Source organism: Synechococcus sp. PCC 6717, assembly GCF_022698185.1.
Lineage (GTDB): Bacteria > Cyanobacteriota > Cyanobacteriia > Thermosynechococcales > Thermosynechococcaceae > Thermosynechococcus > Thermosynechococcus lividus.
In genome coordinates this window covers 137,613-158,533 of the sequence record NZ_JAKLTV010000003.1, presented here as the reverse complement: position 1 = coordinate 158,533, position 20,921 = coordinate 137,613, and the positions used below count along the sequence as shown (strand labels likewise).

Sequence of the window (20,921 nt, the reverse complement as noted above, 5' to 3'; positions counted from 1 at the left end):
TGAACATTGACCTGTGGGAAATGTATTAGTTACGGAACTGTTCAACCGCTTCCGTGTAACGAATCGGCAAGACGTATTCAAGGTTTTCGTGGGGACGGGCAATGATGTGGGTCGAAAGAACCTCACCACCATTAACTCGCTTGGCAGAGTCAACTCCTGCCGCCACCGAGGCTTGCACTTCGGAGACATCGCCCCGGACAATGACCGTGACCCGACCACTGCCGATTTTTTCGTAGCCCACAAGGGTGACCCGTGCGGCTTTTACCATTGCGTCTGCTGCTTCGACGACGGCGGGGAATCCGCGCGTTTCAATCATTCCCACAGCAATTGGCATGAGTAAGCTCTCCTAATTAGAATAAGGGTAAGCAGTACAAAAATTACAGTTGCAATCAAATTGATCGCCCCAGAAATTTATGACGGGATGGCCGATTGTTATCGTTACGTTAATCACCGTCTTTTTATCTCTATGACAAGCATAGGGTTAGGGGTTTCTTTTGACAATATAACCCTTGATAATATTTTCTAGTTTCTACTATTATGAAACCTGATTCAACTGCGATGTTTGCGGTACTAGACCGGCGTTTGCAGCTCTCATGGACTTCATTCATAGATCAAAATCTAAGCCGAATTGAATTAGCATAGATAAGTCAACGGTTTTCCCGTGATCGCAAGATTGAAATTGAGTTTTTCAATGTCGAATCAATCACTAATAGGTTTGTGTCTATTTGTTGTATGTCCACTCAAGACATTTTGAAAAGGTTGCGTCAATGTTTTTAGAGGTTGGTAGTTTTGCCCCTTTGTTTACGCTGCCAGATGCCAGTGGCACCTTAGTTAGCTTAGAGGAATTGCGAGGGCAATGGGTTATTTTGTACTTCTACCCCCGTGATAACACGCCCGGCTGCACTAAGGAAGCTTGCGGTTACCGAGAGGTGGCAGCGGCGTTAGCACAACGCAACGTCACTATTTTGGGGATTAGTCCCGATATTGACACTCCCACCGACTAAAGTCGGGGGATTCTTACGCAGTCCACAAACGAACTCGTAAAGGCGTGAGCAAACCGCCCCTACACAGTTCCTTGAGGCAAAGCCCCAAAGTTCTGCTTACTTGTAACAACTGTCGCCGATTGGGTTTTTCACCAAGGATGGCGATTAAGTATAGATTAGCACAGAGCAACTAAAGTTGCTAGGTAGCTTTTCCTCCCTGTACTAAAGTACGGGGCTACCAAGCTATCCCTCTGTGTCTCCGCTGTGGGTCGCACGGTGGCAGCACGCCAAGGCCTCTGTACGGGCAAGTGTGTGAAGCGTAAAGCCCGCTTTCTACTGAGTTGTGTTGACTCAATGAAGATGACAGTCGGGAGCTCTTCATACACAGCTCTCTAAGTGCGGTTTCCCTGATATTGTAGATATTGTATGGAAGTGCTGCCCTCCCCTGCCTCCGCGCCAGTTAAACCGCCTGAGCTTAACCAGCGCCGCCGTGTTTTTCGCATTTTACGTATTGGGCTGGGAGTGACCCTCATTGGTTTAGCCATTTATTTACTGTGGTGGCGGCAGCGCTATGTGGTCAGTCGTGTCGGGTATCTTAACGGTACGGTGATCACCCTTTACGCTACCATTCCGGGAACCGCAACCTTAAATTTCCTGCGTCCGGGCGACTCCCTTACCGCTGGCACCAAAATTGGCATCATCCGCAACGATCGCAACCCACAGTTAGAAACCGATCGCCAAAATCTAGAAACCCGTTTACAGGTTGCCCGCAGTCAGCGCCAAGCCCTCGAGCGCAAACGTAAGAGCCGTCAAGCTCTGATTCAGGCAATGGATCGCTACCAACAAAGCCAGCAGACACTAGAAGTCCGCTATGGCCAAGAGGCGGTGCGGCGCAGTCTCGGCGAACTACGGCAAGCCCAAGAAGCCCTTGCCTTTGCCCGCATTGAGGCAGATCGCTACAGCAGTTTAGCCCAATCGGGGGCTGTGGCACGACAGCTAGCGGATGATGCTGTCTCCCGCGCCCAACAGGCTGCCAAAATTGTTGAGAGTAAACAAGCAGAACTCCAGCGCCAACAAATTGCCCTGCAAGCGGCACGCCAAGGACTGCAACTAGATGCCTCTCGCACCTTTAGTTTTCCGCAAATTCGCCTCATTGATTTGCAGTTAGAGGTGGTCGATCTGGAGGTCGAGATTCTAGAGCGCGAGACCACCATTGCCCAACTGCAGCGCGAAATTGCCAACATTAACCGGCAGTTGCAACTCCAACGAACCGCGGCCATTACCGTACCCACCACCAGTGTGGTTTGGTCGGTAATTCATAAAACCGGCACCCTAGGGATTCCGCTAGCAGCAGGCGATCCCATTGTGAAACTGCTAGACTGTCAGGACGTGTGGGCAACCGCCTTAGTCGCAGAGCGGAATAATGCACGACTGCGAGTCGGTCAGGCCGCCACAGTGCGCCTACTGGATGGTAGCGATCGCCGCATTAAAGGATATGTGCGTGCCATTCGTGGTGGCCCTGGCAAAGTAGAGGTGGGGGAAAATATTGCTGTGCCCCCTCCCGATCTAGTGCGCAACGAGCTAGCGGTAGATGTTCAACTGGACACCTTGCCCCCAGAGCTAAGCGCCCAGAACTTCTGTGGCGTTGGTCAGAGTGTGGAAGTCGTCTTTGGCTCCTAAGGATGCGCAGGTCATCTTTATCCGTAGAGGATGGGTTACTTGGGCTTGGTGCGGCATCCCTGTTGGGGGTGCTGCTCCTGCAACTCGACTGGCGTAACCTCTGGCCGAACGTCGTTGGTCTCTGGCATAGTGGCCAAGCAACGTTTCGCGTCGATGGCACCACCCCCGAAGCACTGCTCATGCCAGCATTGGTTTGGCTTGCGATTACCTTTTTACTCAAAGAGCTATCGCCCAAGCCCACATTCTGGTCGCGGCTGATCATCAGTGCCGGCCTTGCCCTGCTCGGTATTCGCTACGAGTTGTGGCGGTTATTTGCCACCTTAAATCTGGATGATCTGCTCAATGGCAGCATCTCTGTGGCGCTGTTCCTAGCGGAACTGCTCACAGTTACCAATACGGTGGCTTTTTTCTTTCACTGCATTTTTTCTATTGATCGCAGCCCCGAAGCGGATCGTCTTAGCCAAGCGGTGCTGCGGGGGGAGTATGTACCGTGGGTCGATGTGATTTTACCCACCTACAATGAGGGGGTGGATATTCTGCGGCGCTCCGTCATTGCTTGCCAAGCCATGGACTATCCCCACAAACGCATTTATTTACTGGATGATACCCGACGGCCAGCGGTGCGCGCCCTTGCAGCAGAATTAGGCTGTGGGTATCGCGATCGCCCCGATAACCGCCACGCCAAGGCGGGTAACATTAACCATGCGCTTCCCAGCCTCAGCGGTGAGTTAATTGCGGTGTTTGATGCCGATTTTATGCCCACCCGTAACTTCCTCACCCGTACCGTGGGCTTTTTCCAAGATGCCAAAACAGCCTTGGTGCAGACCCCGCAACACTTCTTCAATGAAGACCCAGTGGCGGTGAACCTAGGGTTAGAGGGCATCCTCAGTAATGAGCAAAACCTCTTCTTTCGTTTCATTCAACCCAGTCGGGATTATTTTGACTCAGTGGTCTGCTGTGGTACCTGTTTTGTCATTCGTCGCTCGGCACTGGATGAAATTGGCGGCATTCCCACCGACAGCATCACCGAGGACTACATGACCAGCATCAAGCTGCAAGCTCTCGGCTACCGGGTAAAGTACCTCAATGAAGCCCTATCGGCAGGGATGTCTCCTGAGACCATTAGTGCCTATATCAACCAACGACTGCGCTGGGGACAAGGGACGTTGCAAATGCTGTTCTTGGGCGGGAACTTTCTTACAGCTCCCAATCTGGGGATTTTGCAACGGCTCTCCCACGCGTTGAGCCTTATCTACTGGCTTCTCTCTATCCCACGGGTGTTGTTTTTGCTGGTACCCCTCGCCTTTCTAATCTTTGGCTTAGCGCCTCTGCGAGCCACCATCAATGAAATTCTCTATTTCTATGTTCCCTACTATCTTGGCAATATCATGGCCTTTTCGTGGCTAACGGAGGGGCGCAGATCTGCCTTTTGGTCTGATGTCTATGAGACGATTATCTGCTTCCCCATGGCCTTAACAGTGGTGCGGACGCTCATCCGCCCTAGTGGTAAAACCTTTAAGGTCACGCCGAAGGGGGTTGTGGATCCCCATCGTATTCACATCAATTGGCCATTGATTTCCCCCCTCTTGATTGTTGCTGTTCTTACAATTTTGGGGCTCATCTATCGCAGTTCCAGCTTACAGGATACGATTGTGAATCCCGACAGTTTGGCGGTGAATATGGTTTGGTCGGCGTATAACCTGTCGCTGCTGCTGATCTGTATGCTGGTGGCCATTGATGTACCCCAACGGCGCTTTATCCGCTTCCTGCGCCGTGAACCCTGTGAGTTATACCTCGGGGGCGATCGCTATTTTGGTCATACCGTTGATCTATCGGAAGGAGGCGCACGGCTGATGTTGGAACGGTGCAAACCTTCCCGTAAGGTAAAGGCTGTCGCTACCGACGGCGGCCAATTTCGGTTTTGTCCCCCCAGTGAGCTAGGGGATTTGTGGCTGGCGGCGGAATTGCGCTGGTACGACTGCAAACAATTAATGGCGCTGCGCCAGGGGTGCGATCGCGCCGTGGCGGTGGGCATTTGCTTTGTGGAACTCTCCTTGGCAGAGCAACGCCGCTTGATACCGTACCTTTACTGCCAGCCTGGCCAATGGGATGAAATCCGGGTACCGGAGATTAAAACGGCATGGGCGATGCTGCAAGCCGTGCTGCGCTTACACCCCCTTGCCGAAAGTCGCTAATGGTTGAGAATACCAAGTAAGTTTTGAATCGCCATACTAGTTGCCCGAATCGCTGCATGGATATGGGGGCTTTTCGGTTCCACCTGCAATAGGTAAGCTAAGCTCGATTGCAGGTACGTGAGTGCCATTTGGATATTCGGATCAATGTGCTGATAGGCCTGCGGCGGGTAGTTCGCGGCATAGCTGGGATGGGGATAGCCCACTGATTGTTCATAGCCCTGCTGCGGATACCCTTGGGAATACTCGTAGCTGGGATGGGGGTAACCCACTGATTGTTCATAGCTCTGCTGCGGATACCCTTGGGAATACTCGTAGCCGGGGTGGGGGTAGCCCACTGATTGTTCATAGCTTTGCTGCGGATACCCTTGGGGTGCCACCGGTGGGGCACTCGTGGTTGCAGCTACTGCTGGTACTGGTGGGGGGGCAATAATGGAGTAGTCGTCCGTATCGGCGGCAGCCGCGGGTGTTGGTTGCAAAACTGTATTCTCCTCAACTGTAGGGGTAGCTGGAGCAGCGATCTCTGTTGTTTCAAGAATACGGGTGGGGGCGCTGTCCACATCAGGGAGTCGCTCACCAATCTTATAGGCAGTGATTTGGCTTGGGGTCTCTTCGCTCTCGCTTTTTTCTTTTTTTAACCAAACCACAAAGTCTGAGGCGCTGTAGGTGGCCTCACCGCCAAGGGTACGAACGGATATAAAGCCATTGGCGGCATTCACACTCTGGATGGGATACCATGTGCCGCGATACAGAATCATGGCATCCATCCCCAAAGAATTCCCCCCACCACTGAGGGCACTGCGCCGTTTTCCCCTAGCCCAGCGATCTTTCCAGAGCACACCCCCTTCTGTATATTGCACTAGGTAGCCTTCGGGAATGGTACGGGGTTCGTAACGCAAAAAGCCCGCAGACTTCGAAATACCCACCTGAAAGATGTTGTGCCCTACCATGACTTCTTCGAGTAGGGGGCGAAAAGGGGATGCATCTCGTACTTCAATGGCTAAATTAGGGGCATCGGTTTTGACCCGTGCCACCATGCCGTCTTTGTAGGAGATAAGTTGCACTTCGTCAAAGGTTAGCTCAACCCGCAAGTGCCGATTCGAGAGCATTCGCGAATTCTTCTGGAGTAGATCTGTTACAAATTGTTCAATAAGTTCGCGATCGCCCATGATCTTGCACTGAGTAACGGCGGAGGCACTGCCAAAGCAGAGGGCACAGCGTAGATATCTATGTACCTAAATTATACTTGCTATCGATTTCTTCCTTGCGATGGAATTAGCGATTCAAGTTTGGCGTAAGAGCGAAGGTTCTGCATAGACTTGATGTCAAGTAGGTTTTTGTATCCTCTCAATGCCTGCTTGTGTCAGTCTGCAAAGACCTTAAGGCAGGCTATATGTCTATTGCTATATGTCTATTAAGAATATCTCCACTAAGATCAAGTACTCAGATCAAGGCAGGGTTTTCTTTACAGTAATGACTTCAACGAAGACGGCACAACCGTAAATTTACGGGGTTTGCTGGAGCTGCCGTGCAAAATAAGTCCGCAACTGCTGCAAGGCTTGGCCGCGATGACTAATTTGTTGCTTTTCGGCGGTGGAGAGTTGGGCAAAGGTGCGCTGTTGACTCGGCACCCAAAAAATAGGATCGTAGCCAAAGCCACCGCTACCTTGGGGGGTGCACAGGATCTCGCCGTGGCAGCGCCCTTCTGTGGTTACAGCAATCGTGCCATCGGGGCGAGCAAGGGCAATGACGCAGATGAACTCGGCGCGGCGATCGCTGACCCCATCCAGTTCGTTGAGGAGGCGGTCAATCCGTTCGTGATCCGTTGCTCCGTAACGAGCAGAGTAGATGCCGGGAGCACCCTGAAGGGCGTGTACCGCTAACCCTGAGTCGTCGGCGATCGCCCATTGTCCTAGGCGCTGAGCGGCGGTAGTCGCCTTGAGGCAGGCATTGCCATGGAATGAGTCGGCGGTTTCAGGAATCTCGATACCGGCAGGKAGGGGCAGGACTGTCTCAATCCATTCCTTAAGAACTACCTGAAATTCATGAATTTTGCCTTTGTTGTGGCTAGCTAGAACCACTGTATCCAGCACTGGCACCTCCTAACGTCGCTGAAAGTAAATATGGTCTTGCCGTAAGCTGACATCATAATTCTGCAGAAAATCTTGCCCTAGTAAGCCTAGGGGCATCTCAGCCCCAGCGATCGCCACAGGAACACGATTGCGGTGCAGCCCAGCCACACTAATCGATTGAACATAGACAATGGGCAACACCACCGTTCCGTTGGCCGTATGAAATGTCAAGTTATCGATGACTTGGGCAGGGGTGATCCCCAACGCACGCGCCATGGGTCGCGTAATCACTGTCATGCTGGCACCTGAGTCCMCCATCATCTMAAAGCGCAACCGCCGGTTAAACGTGACTTGAATCACTGGAATGCCATTCTGTCGCCGCACGATGGGGGCAATGCCACTGGGGCTAGTCATCACGGCTGTGTGTCCCACAGCGGCGGATCGCGGTAGGTGTTGCAGACGCACCAATTCTTGGCGATAGCTCCGCAGGGCACTGGCCTGCTGTGGGTTGGCCTGGATCACTTGATCAAGAATTGCGATCGCGCTGCCCCAGTCTTGGTTGGCGATCGCTCGGTAAAAATGCTCTGGTAACGGTAGAGCCTGAGCGCTGGTGGCCAGTAGCAAGCCAAGGACGCTGCCCGATAGTCCTAGCCGATAAATCTGTCGTTGCCAGCAAATCATGGCTGAGTCTCACTCTCATTCTCACTATAGTCGATGCAGAGGAGCACGTCCAAAGAGAGGCGAGCATCGGAAGAACCTCATCATTCTGGTCGAAGGGCAAAAAAAAGACCAGTAAGCTACTGGTCATTCAGTCCAATGATTTTTGTCTCAGAAAGAAAGTGAAAACAGCTAAGCACGTGGTGAGGGTTGTCGAGCCTACTGAGGAGCCGCTATCACTTCCTCTCTGATCTCATCATAATGTAATCAGAGTCACAAAAATTCACATATAAAATCTTTAGGTATTTTTACTCAGACTAATAACCCTGAGTAATCAATCTAGCTTAACGCCCCCCCACGGTAATCGCATCCACTTTGATATGGGGTTGCCCAACAGTGACATAGATACTGCCACTCACAGAGCCACAAAATCCCGGTGCTAGGGCTAAATCATTAGCGGACATCGAAATTCGCTGCAGGATCTCTTTGGCCTCACCAATGAGGGTTGCCCCTTTGAGCGGCTGTTTGATGGTACCATTTTCAATCCAGTAGGCTTCATCAACGGCAAAGTTGAACTGGCCGGTGGCACCAACGCTGCCGCCCCCCATTCGTTTACAGTAAATACCGCGATCCACAGAGGCAATTAGATCCGCAACACTGGCCTCCCCTGGAGCAATGTAGGTGTTGCGCATCCGTGAGGCCGCTGCGTAGGCATAGCTTTGACGGCGACCGCTGCCAGTGCGGGGGTGCCCCGTGCGCATGGAACCAGCGCGATCACTCAGGAAATTTTTGAGGATGCCGTTTTCAATGAGGAGGGTGCGCTGGGCGGGCATCCCTTCATCGTCCATGGCGATACTGCCAAACGCTCCTAGGGAGATACCCTCATCCCATGCTGTTAGGTTTTCGTGGGCAATGCGCTGGCCTTTTTGCTGTGCAAATGGGGTGGTGCCCCGCTCAATTTGAGTGGTTTCTAGCAGGTGACCACAGGCTTCATGAAAAATGACCCCCCCAAACTGATTGGCCATGATGACGGGATAGGTGCCGGATTCGACATAGTTAGCGTAGAGCATGTTACCTGCGGCTTCGGCCACGTTCTCGGCCAGGGTGCTGTAGTCCCACTGGCGCAGGAAGTTGGGGTTACCTGTATCGCCGCTGCGATCGCCAATGGACGCGCGGTGATCCCCATCGGCACAGAGCACCGAGGCAACGGCTGACTGCGTGAGGCGAATATCACGGGCAAAGGTACCATCACTGGCGGCTACCATCACTTCCTGCCAATCCCGGAAATAGCTTAAGCGGCGAGATTGCAGATGGGTCGTGGTCTGCCGTAGGCGATCGCTACCGGCCAGCAGCACCTCGGCCACTTCGGCCATCGGACTACAGCCACTGCGCCACCCTTCTTTTTCCCCTTGGCCGTAGTCCCGCAATAACTCGAGGTGAATTTCTGGCACGTAGGCATGGGCACTGGGGAGCAGCAGCCCCATTAACCCCAAGGCTTTTTCTAGGGCAACCCGTAACCCCTGAAAACTCAGATCATTGGTGCTTACGTAACAGTCACTGGTGCCGCGAAACACGCGAATACCTGCTCCTAAACTCACTCGGGGAGACACACTGGTAAGGCGATCATCTTCAACCAATACCCCTAAATAATGGTTCCGCTCCAGAAAAAATTCGACAAGATCGGCTCCTGCCGCCCGTCCAAGGCCGAGGAGGGTCGAAAGGAGAGCCTCCCACGAGGCATCGAAGCGATCGCCGTCCGGGGTATAGTTGAGTTGGGCAAGTTCCGCAGAACGAAGAAGGGTGGCTGGCATTGTTAACAATTACTTAACATACCCTCCACTATAGCAAATTCCGCAAAGTCTCTTGGAGCGCTAGTTTGCTGCCTTCGCAAAAAATGACAGATGGTAGAGGGTATCGCGAGCTGGATGCGCTTGAACCTCTTGCAACACAACCGTGCCTTGCCATTGCAGATCGGGAATAGAAAGGGCGATCGCAGTTTTTTGAACTCGGGCATCCCGCACCAGAAATTCCGCGGCGCGAGTATCCACCACCAAGGACACTGACTCACTCCCATTGTGGCCGTAGAGCACTGCCGGGGTTTTACCCGATCGCCGCAGAGCATTAGGCTTGCTATGTTCAGGCCGCAGATGGCATTCAATTGCTAAGGAACGGGGCATACGTACACTCCGGAGGGTTATTTACGAGAGAACAGAGTTGACTTGGGTGCCATCATCTTTGAGGAGCGCCCGCTTCGGACCGTGAATCGGATCCTCAACAATGATGGTTTGGCTGCGCTCTGCCCCCAACGAGACAATAGCGATGGGCACAGACATAATCTCAGCCAAAAACTTAAGATAGTTCAGTGCCGCCTTGGGTAAATCCTCCAAGGACCGGCAGTGACTCGTGGACTGCTGCCACCCGGGCAACGTCTCATAAATCGGTTGGCAGCGGGCAAACTTTGCGGCATTACTGGGAAAGTGTTCGCAGCGCTCGCCATCAATATCGTAGGCCACACACACTTTAATTTCTGGCAGCTCGTCTAATACATCCAGTTTGGTAATGGCCAAGCAGTCGAGGCCGTTAATCCGAACCGCATAGCGGCCAATGACCGCATCAAACCATCCACAACGCCGCGGCCGCCCAGTGGTGGTGCCAAATTCTGCACCGCGCTTGCCCAAGCATTCTCCCACCTCATCCACTAGCTCGGTTGGAAACGGCCCTTCCCCCACACGAGTTGTATAGGCCTTTGCCACCCCAATCACCCGATCCACCATGGTGGGGCCAATGCCTGCGCCGACACAGGCACCCCCAGCAACGGGGTTGGAGGAGGTGACGTAGGGATACGTTCCATGATCCAAGTCAAGCAGCGTCCCTTGGGCACCTTCAAACAGGATGTTGCGCTTACGGCGAATGGCATCATCGATGTACAAAGAGCCATCGATAATGTGGGACCGCAACCGCTGACCGTAATCGAGATACTCCTCAATGATGGGTTGCGGCTCTAGTGGCTCAAGGCCGTAGAGCTTTTCAAGGATGAGGTTCTTTTGGGCGATCGCCCACTCTAACTTGGTAGCTAACTGGTCGGCATCCAGCAGATCGAGCATTCGCAAGCCAGTACGTTCCGACTTGTCGGCATAGGTGGGGCCAATGCCACGCCCTGTGGTGCCAATGCGCCGGGAGCCGCGCCGCTCCTCGGCGGCAATATCCAGTTGGCGATGGTAGGGCATCGTAACGTGTGCTGTTTCCGCAATGAGCAAATTTGCTGTGGCTACGCCTAGGCGTTCGAGTTGCTCAATCTCTTCGAGCAAGACCTTCGGATCCACAACCGTTCCAGCACCAATAATGCACTGGGTATCGGGGTAGAGAATTCCCGAGGGAATGAGGTGTAGTTTCAGGGTTTGGTCATTGACAACAATGGTATGACCTGCGTTTACCCCCCCCTGATAGCGCACCACCACATCGGCAGACTTACTCAGGAGATCGGTAATTTTACCCTTACCTTCGTCGCCCCACTGGGCACCAACAACGACAACGTTTGCCAAGTGATTTTCTTAACTCGTTAATTAACACAATCATCCATTGTATCCCTTGGGGCAAGATGAAACAAGGGAGCGATCGCCAGATTTTTGGACTGATCTGGTTGACACGGGGCGATCGTGTTAGGATGATCTATGCTTTTGCAAGCCGATGTAGCTCAGTGGTAGAGCACTCGATTCGTAATCGAGCGGTCGTGAGTTCGAATCTCATCATCGGCTTATTATTTGGCGCCCCAAAACTCTTGAGACCCAGCCGCCACGAGTTAACTGGCACCCGCAGGAGGCCTGAGGGCAGCTCCTGCCGATGCATATCCTAGCTCACTAAACCGTCACCCTTGGCGAGTAGCTCCTTGAGAAACCAACGGTGTTTTTGGTGGGTTTGCACCAAGCGGGTATAGAGATCCGCAGTGCCAATATCCCCGGCTTCTGTGGCCACATCCGCATCTTGGTGCATTTCGGTGATGATCAACTCATGGTTGGCGATCGCCTCTTCAATCATGGCCTTGACCGTTAATTGGCCACTAGAAGGGGTCACAGTTGCCGTCCCCAAGTAGTCTGCTGGGTCGGCCACGGGTTGACCGTCTAGGATCAAGCTGCGCTCTGCCAGTTCATCGATGCTGGCAAATACGGCTGCGCCTTGCTCCTCAAACAGCAGGTGCAACTCACGGAACAGTGGGCCATAGGTAAGCCAGTGATACTTTTTGTAGTTTAAGTACAGGACGAGGGCATTGGCTTGTTGGCGTTTGAGGGTCATTAAGACCTGCTCTTTCAACGTCGTTGTAGTGGTCATTTCAGCCTCCATTATGGTGGGTTGTAATATTCTTGAAACATACTCAGTATGAGTACAGGTTGGCAGTGTGAGTAGTCTTGAACTCAGGGGTGGCGTTGCTATATCTTGCCCCATTCTACAGTGACCCCTCAGGGCTTGCAGGCACGTCAAACAGGAGAAGCTCCGCGCTGCTGATCCCTTCAGCCAAGAGTTGGGGTTCTTGGTCAATGGCGAGGCCATCACCGGTATTGAGGGTCAGGCCATGGACCTGCACACTAAAGCCCATGTGGTCGGGGTCATAGTAGTGCCCAAAGGAAAAGCTGTGGTAACTTTCTAGCCAATCAAACTGAGTCGTGCTCCGGGTTGCTGCAGGTCGAACGTTGAGCATGGTCATCTCCTAAAGGATTACTGACGGTCTAGATTGACCCCTCAACCAATGAACTCCGGTTTGGTGGATCGGAGTCAGCATGACTTTCTAGACTTTCTATATAAATCATACTCATAACGACTACACTTTTCAAGCATAGTCACACCCTGTTCAGGGACTCAGAACAGCCCTAGGAGGGTTAGCTAATCTACGGAGAAGCCCCGCCCTCTGTCCGCAGGACGTCGGGATGAGAGGCTCTAGTTTTCAATTCTGATACCCCGCTGCTTAGGGCGGGGTAGTTCATTGCTGGGGAGGCTACTGAAGCTAAGCTTAAGACACATGGCTGTAAACCTCAGGGAGATAACCATGAGTGAGCCGATAACAGCTAGTGGAGCCAAGCAAATCATGGGCGTACTGCAATCCATGGGTGAACTGAACCCCGCCCTAGAAGGGCGAGGCTTCTACCCCGGTTAGGGGCTTAATTCCGGGTTCCCCGGWAAAAGACGAACCGCCTCTTGCAGGATATGAACCGCCTCTTGCAGGATATTCCATGCAGCGGTCACGTCGCGAACATGCTGCCTTCCGCACGATGGGCACGTCCACTCTCGGTCGCTGAGCGTCAAATTGTCGTTCAGTGACCCGCAATCCCAGGAAAGCTTGGTGGACGGGAACCAGCCCTCAATGAATTGAACGGCAGCTCCGTACCACTTGCCCTTATAGGTGGTGTAGACGTGCAGCGCTCGGATACAGATTATCTACGGCGCTTTGGAGTGACTGTGAATTGGGGTATTTCAGCCACGCAAATTGCCGCTTCAAGTCGGGCAGCATCACCTTGTACTGATTCTTATTGAACTGGCGCGTTTCCTTCCCGCCTAGAATGTCAGCGTCTCAAGTCGTGAACATCCTGAAAGGCTACAGTTCACGGCATCTTAGGATGGAGTTTCCCTGGCTGAAGCAGCTCTACCAAAAAGATCCGCTTTGGGCCAGGTCGTTTTATTGGGGAACCTGTGGCAATGTGTCGGCTCAAACCGTTAAGCGCTATATCGAGGAGTGCCAGGGTTGATCAACTCTGCCGCTTTGCAGCGGCGCGGGAACCATTCTGTATCCCCGACCTGAAGCAAGGGGGTTTATCTGGTTCCCGTGCCCTCCATTTTCTATAAATCACTATCCAGCGAGACTCGCCCTTTGCTCCATGGGCAGGTTTCCCAGTTGAGCCTACGGCGTAGTCTGGTTTTCGGTTATTTTATGCGGCAGGGGTATCATAGAGCTATTGTATTTGCAAAAAAAGTTCTCCGAGCATTTAACCAAGTTGTATCGCCAGGCCGTGCTTTGGCGTTGTTGGTAGAGTACAGTCTCGTTCTTAGACAGCATGGTATCTGCATCCCGCGCCACTGACTGGCAATTGTTACAGCAATTGATCCCCTACCTACGGCCTTACCGTTGGGCGCTCTTAGGCAGTGGTTTACTGCTAGTGCCCTTGGCCGCTGCCGCCGCCCTACAGCCCATTATCATTGGGCAGGCGATCGCCTTCCTTAAGGGTGAGGAGAGCACCTACGCTTTTCTCAAGCCCCTGTCGCTGACCCAAGGCATTGATGTTCTGAGTATGGCGCTGCTGATCACCGTGTTATTGCGGTTTACGATGCAGGCGGCCCAAGGGTATTGGATTCAGAAAATTGGTCAGCAGATTACCGCAGATATTCGCCACGACTTGTTTAACCATGTATTGCGGTTGTCCTCTCGCTTCTTTGATCGCACACCAGTGGGTAAGCTGATTACCCGCTTGACCAGTGATGTAGATGCCCTCGGCGATGTGTTTGCCACTGGTGCGGTGGGGGTGATCAGCGATGTCTTTTCCATGGTGGTGGTGATCCTCACCATGTTTTTTATTGATCGCACCCTAGCTACCCTGTTGCTAGCACTGGTGTTGCCCATTACGGCGCTCATTATTTATTTTCAGAATCGCTATCGGGTGGCCAATTACAAATCCCGCGAAGAGTTATCGCTCCTGAATGCCAACCTACAGGAAAATATTATTGGCATTAGCGTAGTGCAGTTGTTTCGGCGCGAGGCCTTTAATAGTGACTTATTCCGGCGGCGTAATCAACGCTACGTTGCTGAAGTGGATCGCACGATTTTTTACGATTCAGCGGTTTCGGCCACCCTAGAGTGGATTGCCTTTGTGGCGATCGCTGGGGTGCTGTGGTTAGGGGGTGCCTTAGTAGAGCAGCGCACGATTGACTTTGGTACCCTAGCCACATTTATTCTCTTTTCGCAGCGCGTGTTTGATCCACTCCGGCAACTGGCTGAGAAATTTACTACCCTGCAGGCGGGGCTAACGGCCATTGAGCGCATCACCGATCTGCTGACAGAGCCAATTGATATCCAAGACCCCGATCCCACCGTTGTACAGATCGCGCCACACAGCCCTGAGCGAGGAGCCGTCGAGTTTCGTGATGTTTGGCTGGCCTACAAAGACGATGACTATATCCTCCAACAGGTATCCTTTCAGATTGCGGCCGGTGAGAAGGTAGCTATCGTTGGCCCCACAGGGGCTGGTAAAAGCTCCATTATTCGCTTACTCTGCCGTCTTTACGAACCCAGTCGCGGCGATGTTTTTGTGGATGGTCGTAATGTTCGCGAGTTCACCCAAGCGGAACTGCGGCACCACATTGGCGTAATTTTGCAGGATAGCTTTTTGTTTTCCGGGGATGTGAAAAGCAACATTACCCTTGGTGATGCCTACACCCTCGAGGAGATTCAGCGGGTCGCAAGGGAGATGAACATTGCTGAGTTTATTGAGCAATTGCCCGCAGGTTACGACACCCTTCTACGGCAACGCGGCACAAATCTATCGGCAGGGCAACGGCAACTTCTCGCCTTTGCGCGGGTTGCCATCCGCAATCCACAAATTCTGGTACTGGACGAAGCCACAGCCAATCTTGATGTGGGTACCGAGGTCATGATTCAGGCAGCCTTGAACCGCCTTTTGGTGAATCGCACAGCCATTATCATTGCCCACCGCCTCGCCACTATTCGCTATGTGGATCGCATTTTAGTGCTCAAGCGCGGCAAACTGGTGGAGCAGGGCACCCACACTGAACTCTTGGAACGCAATGGGGTCTATGCCAATCTTTACCGCCTACAGGCCTTATCGGACATGACCGAGGCATCGGCCTAGGGGCAAAGGGTGGCAGCCTTGTAGCCCAAGCTCCTTCAGATACTCGCAAAACCAGCACACCAAAAAGTAAAGACTTGCAAACAAGCGTGAAGGGGGTTCAAGAATCTTGATACAACAATCTATGGAGTTGCCGCTAAAAACCACGAGAACACGCTGTTATGAATATTGCTGTCATTGGATTAAGCCATAAAACCGCCCCCGTAGAGGTTCGCGAAAAACTCAGCGTGCCAGAGGATGTGCGGGAGCGAGCACTACAGCACCTCTGTGGCTATGCCCATATCCAAGAAGCAACGATTCTGAGTACCTGCAATCGTCTGGAAATCTACATTGTGGCCAGCGACACGGAAGCTGGGGTACGGGAGGTACACCAATTCCTCAGTGAATGGAGCCATATTCCCTTGCGGCAGTTGCGGCCATTCCTGTTTATTTTGCTGCACCAAGATGCTGTGATGCACCTGATGCGAGTCGCTTCGGGGTTAGATAGCCTCGTGATTGGCGAAGGCCAAATTCTCTCCCAAGTCAAGCGGTGCCACCAGTTGGGGCAGCAGTATAAAGCTATTGGGTCAATTCTGAATCGGCTGTTCACTACGGCGATCGCTGCGGGGAAGCGGGTGCGTACTGAAACCAGTATTGGTACCGGGGCAGTCTCCATTAGTTCCGCAGCAGTGGAGCTAGCGGATTTGCGAATCCCCAACCTGCAACACTGCCGCATTGCAATTGTGGGTGCGGGTAAAATGTCGCGTTTGGTGGTACAACACCTGATTGCCCGCGGAGTCAAGGAGCTACGTATTATTAACCGCTCTGTGGAGCGCGCCCAAGACCTCGCACAGCAGTTTCCGGATGTACGATTTGAACTTTTTACCATGACTGATTTGCTGCCGATTGTGGCCGCGATGGATTTAATTTTTACCGGCACCGCCGCAACGCAGCCCCTCTTGGATCGGGATAACCTAGGCGCAGTGCTCACGGGCGATCGCCCCCTATCTATCATTGATATTTCCGTGCCCCGAAATGTTCACGCCAACGTTACGGAACTAGCAGCCGTGCAGCTCTACAATGTGGACGATCTAGAAGCGGTGGTGGCTCAAAACCAAGAAGCCCGCCGCCAACTGGCGCAAGAAGCTGAAGCCATTCTTGAAAAGGAATTAGACACCTTCCTCGCATGGTGGCACGCTCTGGAAACCATCCCAACCATTCGTTGCCTGCGGGAAAAAATGGAGCTAATTCGCACCCAAGAACTCGACAAAGCCCTCTCGCGCCTCGGCAGTGAGTTTGCCGATAAGCACCAAGGGGTGATTGAGGCGATGACCCGAACCATTATTAACAAAATCCTCCACGACCCCACGGTACAATTGCAATCCCAGCAAGATTTAGAAAGTCGCCAGCGAGCCATGCAGACCCTCCAGGCGCTGTTTAATTTGGAGCCTGTGGAAGCCTAACTGCCCGTGTGGCCTATGCAGCGAGTTTTTAAGATTTGTTGAGAGTTAACTCATTTACTCAAGCAAAATCTGGGAAAATTGCATTGAGACTCTTAGGATGAGCTAAGAATGAATTGGCAAGTGGTTTGGAAACGCTTTGTTGGCTGTGTGGGGCTGGGTGTGATTGCGATCGCCCTCATGGCGATGCCGGTGTGGGCCACCAGTGCCGCAGAGATTCCTTTCCCCGCTGGCGACAGCGGAGTGATTGACGAAGGGAATGTGCTCAGCCCCATTACCCAAAGCAGCCTCGGTCGGCTTCTGCAAGAGGTTGCCAAGAAGACTGGCTTTAATGTTCACTTTGTCACGGTGCATCGACTGGACTATGGGGAAACACCGCAAACCTTTGTGGATACGTTGTTTACCGAATGGTTTCCCGATGCGGCTGCCCAAGCCAACCAAGTGATTGTTGCCCTTGATACGGTGACCAATGGTACGGCTATTCGTTACGGCGATGCCGTTGCCCAAACCCTCAGCCCAGAAACTGCCGACAGCATCGTCCAAGAAACCATGCGGGTACCGCTGCGCGATGGCAACTACAATCAATCAGTCTTAGATGCGGGCGATCGCCTCAGTAAGGTGCTCCAAGGAGAACCCGACCCAGGCCCCCCCGTCATTCGTGAAGTGATTACGGAAAAGACCTATAAAAGTAAAAGCGAAACCGATGACCGCTCTGCCACAATTATTGTCGTGATGCTCTTAATTGCCGCTACAGTGATTCCAATGGTGACATACTTTATCTATCAAGGATCATCGTAGCCAACCGCCTTTATTATTTATGAAAATCTATACCTACCACACGCCGGAGCGTGTTCCCGCCGATTGGCAGCCCGACTGCGCGATCGCAGTTGATGTATTACGTGCCACTACCACCATTGCGGCTGCCCTTGCTGCCGGAGCCGAGGCGGTACAGGTCTTTAGTGATCTTGAAGAGCTAGAGCGCACCAGCCAGCAGTGGCCGGCGGCAAAACGGGTGCGGGTCGGAGAGCGCGGTGGCAAGAAAGTTGCTGGCTTTGATATGGGCAACTCGCCGAGCGAGTGCGTGCCCGAGCGGGTGCAGGGGCGGCGGCTGTTTATGAGTACAACGAATGGTACCCGTTCTCTAGAGCGAATTCAAGCCAGTCCTCTGGTGCTGGCGGCGGCCTTAGTGAACCGTGCTGCGGTGGCTGAATTTGTCCATAAACATCAGCCCGAAACGATTTGGGTCGTGGGGTCGGGTTGGCAGGGGAGCTATTCGCTAGAGGATACGGTCTGCGCTGGTGCACTGGTCCACTGCCTGTGGGGGCAACAGGATGTCTCCCTTGAAACCTTGGCCGGAAATGATGAGACGATAGCGGCCACAGCACTCTACCGCTACTATCAAGAGGATCTACTGACTCTGTTTCACCACTCTAGCCATGGCCAGCGCCTCCTCAATCTTGGCAATGAGGCGGATCTTAAGTACTGTGCTCAGACCGATATTCTTGAGATTGTGCCGTGGCAGATTGCTGCCAAAGTATTGACTAAGGCCTAGGGCACCACATTCCCACCCACAGCAGAAACCCTAGCCAGACATTTTCATTAAAGTAGCGACCATAGGTCTGGATCGGTAATGTTGTGGTTTGGATGTCGCGGCGCTCGTGGCTGTAAATTTGTAGAGACTGCCGCAGCCAAAAGTAACTGGTAACCCCTAAGGCCAGCCAGAATCGCCAGCTCAAATTAGCGCTGTACCCTACGCCTACAAGCAGTAGGATGGTGCAGCCATAGAGGAGCGCGATCGCCAACGGGGCATAGGCACCAAAAAACAGGGCGCTGGAATGCACCCCCAAGCGACGATCGTCGGGGCGATCGGGCATGGCATAGACCGTATCAAAGGCCAGCGTCCACACCACCACTGCCCCCCATAGCCACGCCGTTGTCAGCGTTAAGCGACCTTGAACCGCTGCCCATGGAATTAAAACCGCAAACCCCCATGCTAAGGCAAGCACAAGTTGGGGAATAGGAAACACCCGTTTTGCTAAAGGGTAAAGGATAATGACTGGCACCGCAGCGATCGCCAGCCCATAGCCCAAAGGTGTGAGATAAAAGGTTAAGCCCCAAGCACACCCAAACGCAATCACCATGAGGCCAAGCGCTAGACTCAGCGAGAGTCGCCGACTGGCTAAAGGACGGTGCTGGGTGCGTTGGACGTGGGGATCAATATTGCGATCCCAAATGTCATTAATGATACAGCCTGCGGCACTGGTGGTGATTGTGCCGACAATAATAATGCCGAGGAGCGTGACAGAGGGCAGCCCGTTACTGGCCAGCACCAGCGACCACAGGGCTGGAATTAATAAAATAAGGCGGCCTGCGGGTTTGTGCCAGCGAAGCAACTGGGCGATCGCCCGCCATGTAGAAACAGATGTTGTTGGCAGTTGGGAGTTCACCACAGCGGTTTCAGCCATCTTTAATTGCCCTTAGCTACCTATGGTACAGCCCATTGTGATCCTCTCCTAGGCGGCACTGAGGTAGCAGATCCGCAGTTGCTCAAGGTTTGGTCGGAGAGGATGCTAACTCTTAGCTGAGGGGGGTSGGGGGTAGAGAAGCCGCCACTGTGATGTCATGCTGCCAAATAGTGGGCTACGGTTTTAACAAGGGTTTCAGTCCAGTAGTCGGCAACAGGCTGCTGTTCGGCCTCAACCATTACCCGAATCACAGGCTCAGTACCGGACGCGCGCACCAAGACGCGACCGCGATCGCCCATATCCTGCTGTGCTTTAGCAATCATCTGTTGCAGTGGCTCACACTCGTGCCACTGGAGGCGGCGGTGCCGATCCTCCACCCGAACATTACGCAAAATCTGTGGATACGCCGTAAAACTGTTATTCCGCAGTTGGGCTAAGGGGCAGCCTGCATCCTGTACTAATGTAGCGAGGTGAATGGCGGTTAGGAGGCCGTCCCCCCCCACGCCATAGTGCCGACACAAAATATGTCCCGATTGTTCACCCCCCAGCATTGCGCCATGGCGCACCATTTCGGCATGGACGTACCGATCCCCAACAGCGGCCCGTACCAGTTGGCCGCCTCGTGCCTGCCACGCCCGCTCAAACCCAAGGTTAGACATCACCGTCGCCACAATTAAATCCTTGGGCAACTGCGCCTGTGCCTGTAGGGTCTGTCCCCAAAAGTAAAGGATATGATCACCATCGACCGTGCGGCCTTCATTGTCCACCGCAAGGACGCGATCGGCATCCCCATCAAAGGCAAAGCCCATCGCAGCCTTCGTTTCACTCACTGCTTGGCGCAATGGCTCTAGATGAGTTGAGCCACACGCCACATTGATGCGATCGCCATCGGGTTGATCGTGTAGCGGAATCACTTCAGCCCCTAGGGCATGGAACACCGTCGGCGCGATCGATACAGCAGCCCCCCATGCCAAGTCCAGCACCACCCGTAACCCCCGCAAGGGTTGACGCTCCTCTAGGGGAGCTTGGAGGGCATGGCGATATCGCTGCAACAGCTCGGGGCGATGGCGCAGGCGACCCCACTGGTGCGTTGGTGACAGTACCGATCCTTCATTGAGGCGAGCTTCAATCTGCTGTTGCAGAGCTGGTGCTAATTTGCTACCATCGCTGCCAAAAATTTTAATGCCATTATCGGCGGGGGGGTTATGGCTCGCCGAGATCATTGCTCCGCCGATGGCCTCGGTATGGGCCGTCAGGTAAGCAATGCAGGGGGTTGGGCACAACCCCACATTCCAAACATCAACGCCGGCTGCGGTCAAGCCTGCTGCTAGGGCAGTGGCGAGCATATCACTAGAATTGCGGGAATCTTGACCAATAACAAAGGCAGGATGGGGGAAATCTGTTCCCTCGCGCAGCACTTGACCGACCCAATAGCCTAAATGCAATGCCAGATTGGGGGTGAGTAATTGGCCTACACGCCCACGAATACCGTCGGTGCCAAAACGAATCGGTTGCTGCACACTCATCATGGAGTCCTCACGCCACACAGATAGTCACATTTTCTATCACACTGCTATGGCTATTCA

General features: G+C 53.3%; 20 protein-coding genes and 1 tRNA gene. 9 read left to right on the top strand and 12 right to left on the bottom strand.

The features are described from left to right. Positions 1–25 precede the first annotated feature (25 nt). Positions 26–334: a carbon dioxide-concentrating mechanism protein CcmK gene (locus tag L5470_RS04990; RefSeq protein ID WP_011056791.1), complete on the bottom strand. Its 309-nt coding sequence runs from the start codon at positions 332–334 to the stop codon at positions 26–28. A 433-nt stretch (positions 335–767) separates the two neighbouring features. On the opposite strand from L5470_RS04990, the gene L5470_RS04985 reads away from it, so the two are divergent. From L5470_RS04985 to L5470_RS04975, 3 genes are all read left to right on the top strand, one after another. Further along, complete coding sequence (locus L5470_RS04985) at positions 768–1,004, top strand: peroxiredoxin (protein ID WP_499498541.1); 237 nt, start codon at positions 768–770, stop codon at positions 1,002–1,004. 405 nt (positions 1,005–1,409) lie between these two features. Then, positions 1,410–2,663, top strand: a complete 1,254-nt coding sequence (locus tag L5470_RS04980; RefSeq protein WP_499498539.1) for an HlyD family secretion protein — start codon at positions 1,410–1,412, stop codon at positions 2,661–2,663. Positions 2,664–2,665: 2 nt separating this feature from the next. After that, positions 2,666–4,858, top strand: a complete 2,193-nt coding sequence (locus L5470_RS04975; RefSeq protein WP_499498537.1) for a glycosyltransferase family 2 protein — start codon at positions 2,666–2,668, stop codon at positions 4,856–4,858. Here the strand turns inward: L5470_RS04975 and L5470_RS04970 are convergent. The 6 genes from L5470_RS04970 to L5470_RS04945 all read right to left on the bottom strand — a co-directional run bounded on the left by L5470_RS04970 (position 4,855) and on the right by L5470_RS04945 (position 11,126). After that, entirely contained in the window at positions 4,855–6,024 is a 1,170-nt protein-coding gene (locus L5470_RS04970; protein WP_499498535.1) for a proline-rich domain-containing protein, read from the bottom strand. The two genes, L5470_RS04975 and L5470_RS04970, sit on opposite strands and share 4 nt — an antisense overlap. A 336-nt stretch (positions 6,025–6,360) precedes the next feature. After that, positions 6,361–6,945: an RdgB/HAM1 family non-canonical purine NTP pyrophosphatase gene (gene rdgB, locus L5470_RS04965; RefSeq protein ID WP_448526935.1), complete on the bottom strand. Its 585-nt coding sequence runs from the start codon at positions 6,943–6,945 to the stop codon at positions 6,361–6,363. Between the two features lie 12 nt (positions 6,946–6,957). Beyond that, positions 6,958–7,608 carry a retropepsin-like aspartic protease family protein gene (locus L5470_RS04960; protein WP_499498533.1) on the bottom strand — a complete coding sequence of 217 codons (651 nt, stop codon included), beginning with the start codon at positions 7,606–7,608 and terminating at the stop codon, positions 6,958–6,960. Between the two features lie 320 nt (positions 7,609–7,928). Further along, complete coding sequence (locus L5470_RS04955) at positions 7,929–9,395, bottom strand: TldD/PmbA family protein (protein WP_499498531.1); 1,467 nt, start codon at positions 9,393–9,395, stop codon at positions 7,929–7,931. A gap of 60 nt (positions 9,396–9,455) precedes the next feature. Then, positions 9,456–9,761 (bottom strand): 50S ribosomal protein L25, encoded by a 306-nt coding sequence (rplY, locus tag L5470_RS04950; protein ID WP_099799164.1) that lies wholly within the window; start codon positions 9,759–9,761, stop codon positions 9,456–9,458. A 21-nt stretch (positions 9,762–9,782) separates the two neighbouring features. Beyond that, on the bottom strand, positions 9,783–11,126 hold the full coding sequence (locus tag L5470_RS04945; protein ID WP_448533138.1) for an adenylosuccinate synthase: 1,344 nt from the start codon (positions 11,124–11,126) through the stop codon (positions 9,783–9,785). 141 nt (positions 11,127–11,267) lie between these two features. On the opposite strand from L5470_RS04945, the gene L5470_RS04940 reads away from it, so the two are divergent. Continuing rightward, a tRNA-Thr gene (locus L5470_RS04940) sits at positions 11,268–11,339 on the top strand. A 94-nt stretch (positions 11,340–11,433) separates the two neighbouring features. On the opposite strand, the gene L5470_RS04935 is transcribed toward L5470_RS04940, so the two are convergent. From L5470_RS04935 to L5470_RS04925, 3 genes are all read right to left on the bottom strand, one after another. Next, complete coding sequence (locus tag L5470_RS04935; RefSeq protein ID WP_099799908.1) at positions 11,434–11,910, bottom strand: Dps family protein; 477 nt, start codon at positions 11,908–11,910, stop codon at positions 11,434–11,436. A gap of 115 nt (positions 11,911–12,025) precedes the next feature. Then, a complete protein-coding gene (locus L5470_RS04930; RefSeq protein WP_499498528.1) occupies positions 12,026–12,277 on the bottom strand; it encodes a pirin family protein in 252 nt (83 codons plus the stop codon). A 449-nt stretch (positions 12,278–12,726) separates the two neighbouring features. Further along, the gene (locus L5470_RS04925; protein ID WP_499498586.1) at positions 12,727–12,993 is read right to left on the bottom strand and encodes a zinc ribbon domain-containing protein; all 267 of its coding nucleotides are present in this window, start codon (positions 12,991–12,993) and stop codon (positions 12,727–12,729) included. Positions 12,994–13,103: 110 nt separating this feature from the next. Between L5470_RS04925 and tnpA the strand changes: the two genes are divergently transcribed. The 5 genes from tnpA to L5470_RS04900 all read left to right on the top strand — a co-directional run bounded on the left by tnpA (position 13,104) and on the right by L5470_RS04900 (position 18,422). Then, positions 13,104–13,319, top strand: a complete 216-nt coding sequence (tnpA, locus tag L5470_RS04920) for an IS200/IS605 family transposase (protein ID WP_499498526.1) — start codon at positions 13,104–13,106, stop codon at positions 13,317–13,319. Between the two features lie 306 nt (positions 13,320–13,625). Further along, positions 13,626–15,434, top strand: coding sequence for an ABC transporter ATP-binding protein (locus tag L5470_RS04915; protein ID WP_099799728.1), 1,809 nt, complete (start codon positions 13,626–13,628; stop codon positions 15,432–15,434). Between the two features lie 158 nt (positions 15,435–15,592). Then, positions 15,593–16,873, top strand: coding sequence for a glutamyl-tRNA reductase (locus L5470_RS04910; protein WP_099799727.1), 1,281 nt, complete (start codon positions 15,593–15,595; stop codon positions 16,871–16,873). Positions 16,874–16,981: 108 nt separating this feature from the next. Then, positions 16,982–17,668, top strand: a complete 687-nt coding sequence (psb32, locus tag L5470_RS04905; protein ID WP_448513746.1) for a photosystem II repair protein Psb32 — start codon at positions 16,982–16,984, stop codon at positions 17,666–17,668. 19 nt (positions 17,669–17,687) lie between these two features. After that, positions 17,688–18,422 carry a 2-phosphosulfolactate phosphatase family protein gene (locus L5470_RS04900; protein WP_099799726.1) on the top strand — a complete coding sequence of 245 codons (735 nt, stop codon included), beginning with the start codon at positions 17,688–17,690 and terminating at the stop codon, positions 18,420–18,422. Here the strand turns inward: L5470_RS04900 and L5470_RS04895 are convergent. Both L5470_RS04895 and glmM read right to left on the bottom strand, forming a co-directional pair. Then, a complete protein-coding gene (locus tag L5470_RS04895; RefSeq protein ID WP_499498522.1) occupies positions 18,412–19,335 on the bottom strand; it encodes a 4-hydroxybenzoate solanesyltransferase in 924 nt (307 codons plus the stop codon). The two genes, L5470_RS04900 and L5470_RS04895, sit on opposite strands and share 11 nt — an antisense overlap. Positions 19,336–19,490: 155 nt before the next feature. After that, positions 19,491–20,864, bottom strand: coding sequence for a phosphoglucosamine mutase (gene glmM, locus L5470_RS04890; RefSeq protein ID WP_499498520.1), 1,374 nt, complete (start codon positions 20,862–20,864; stop codon positions 19,491–19,493). Between the last annotated feature and the right edge of the window lie 57 nt (positions 20,865–20,921).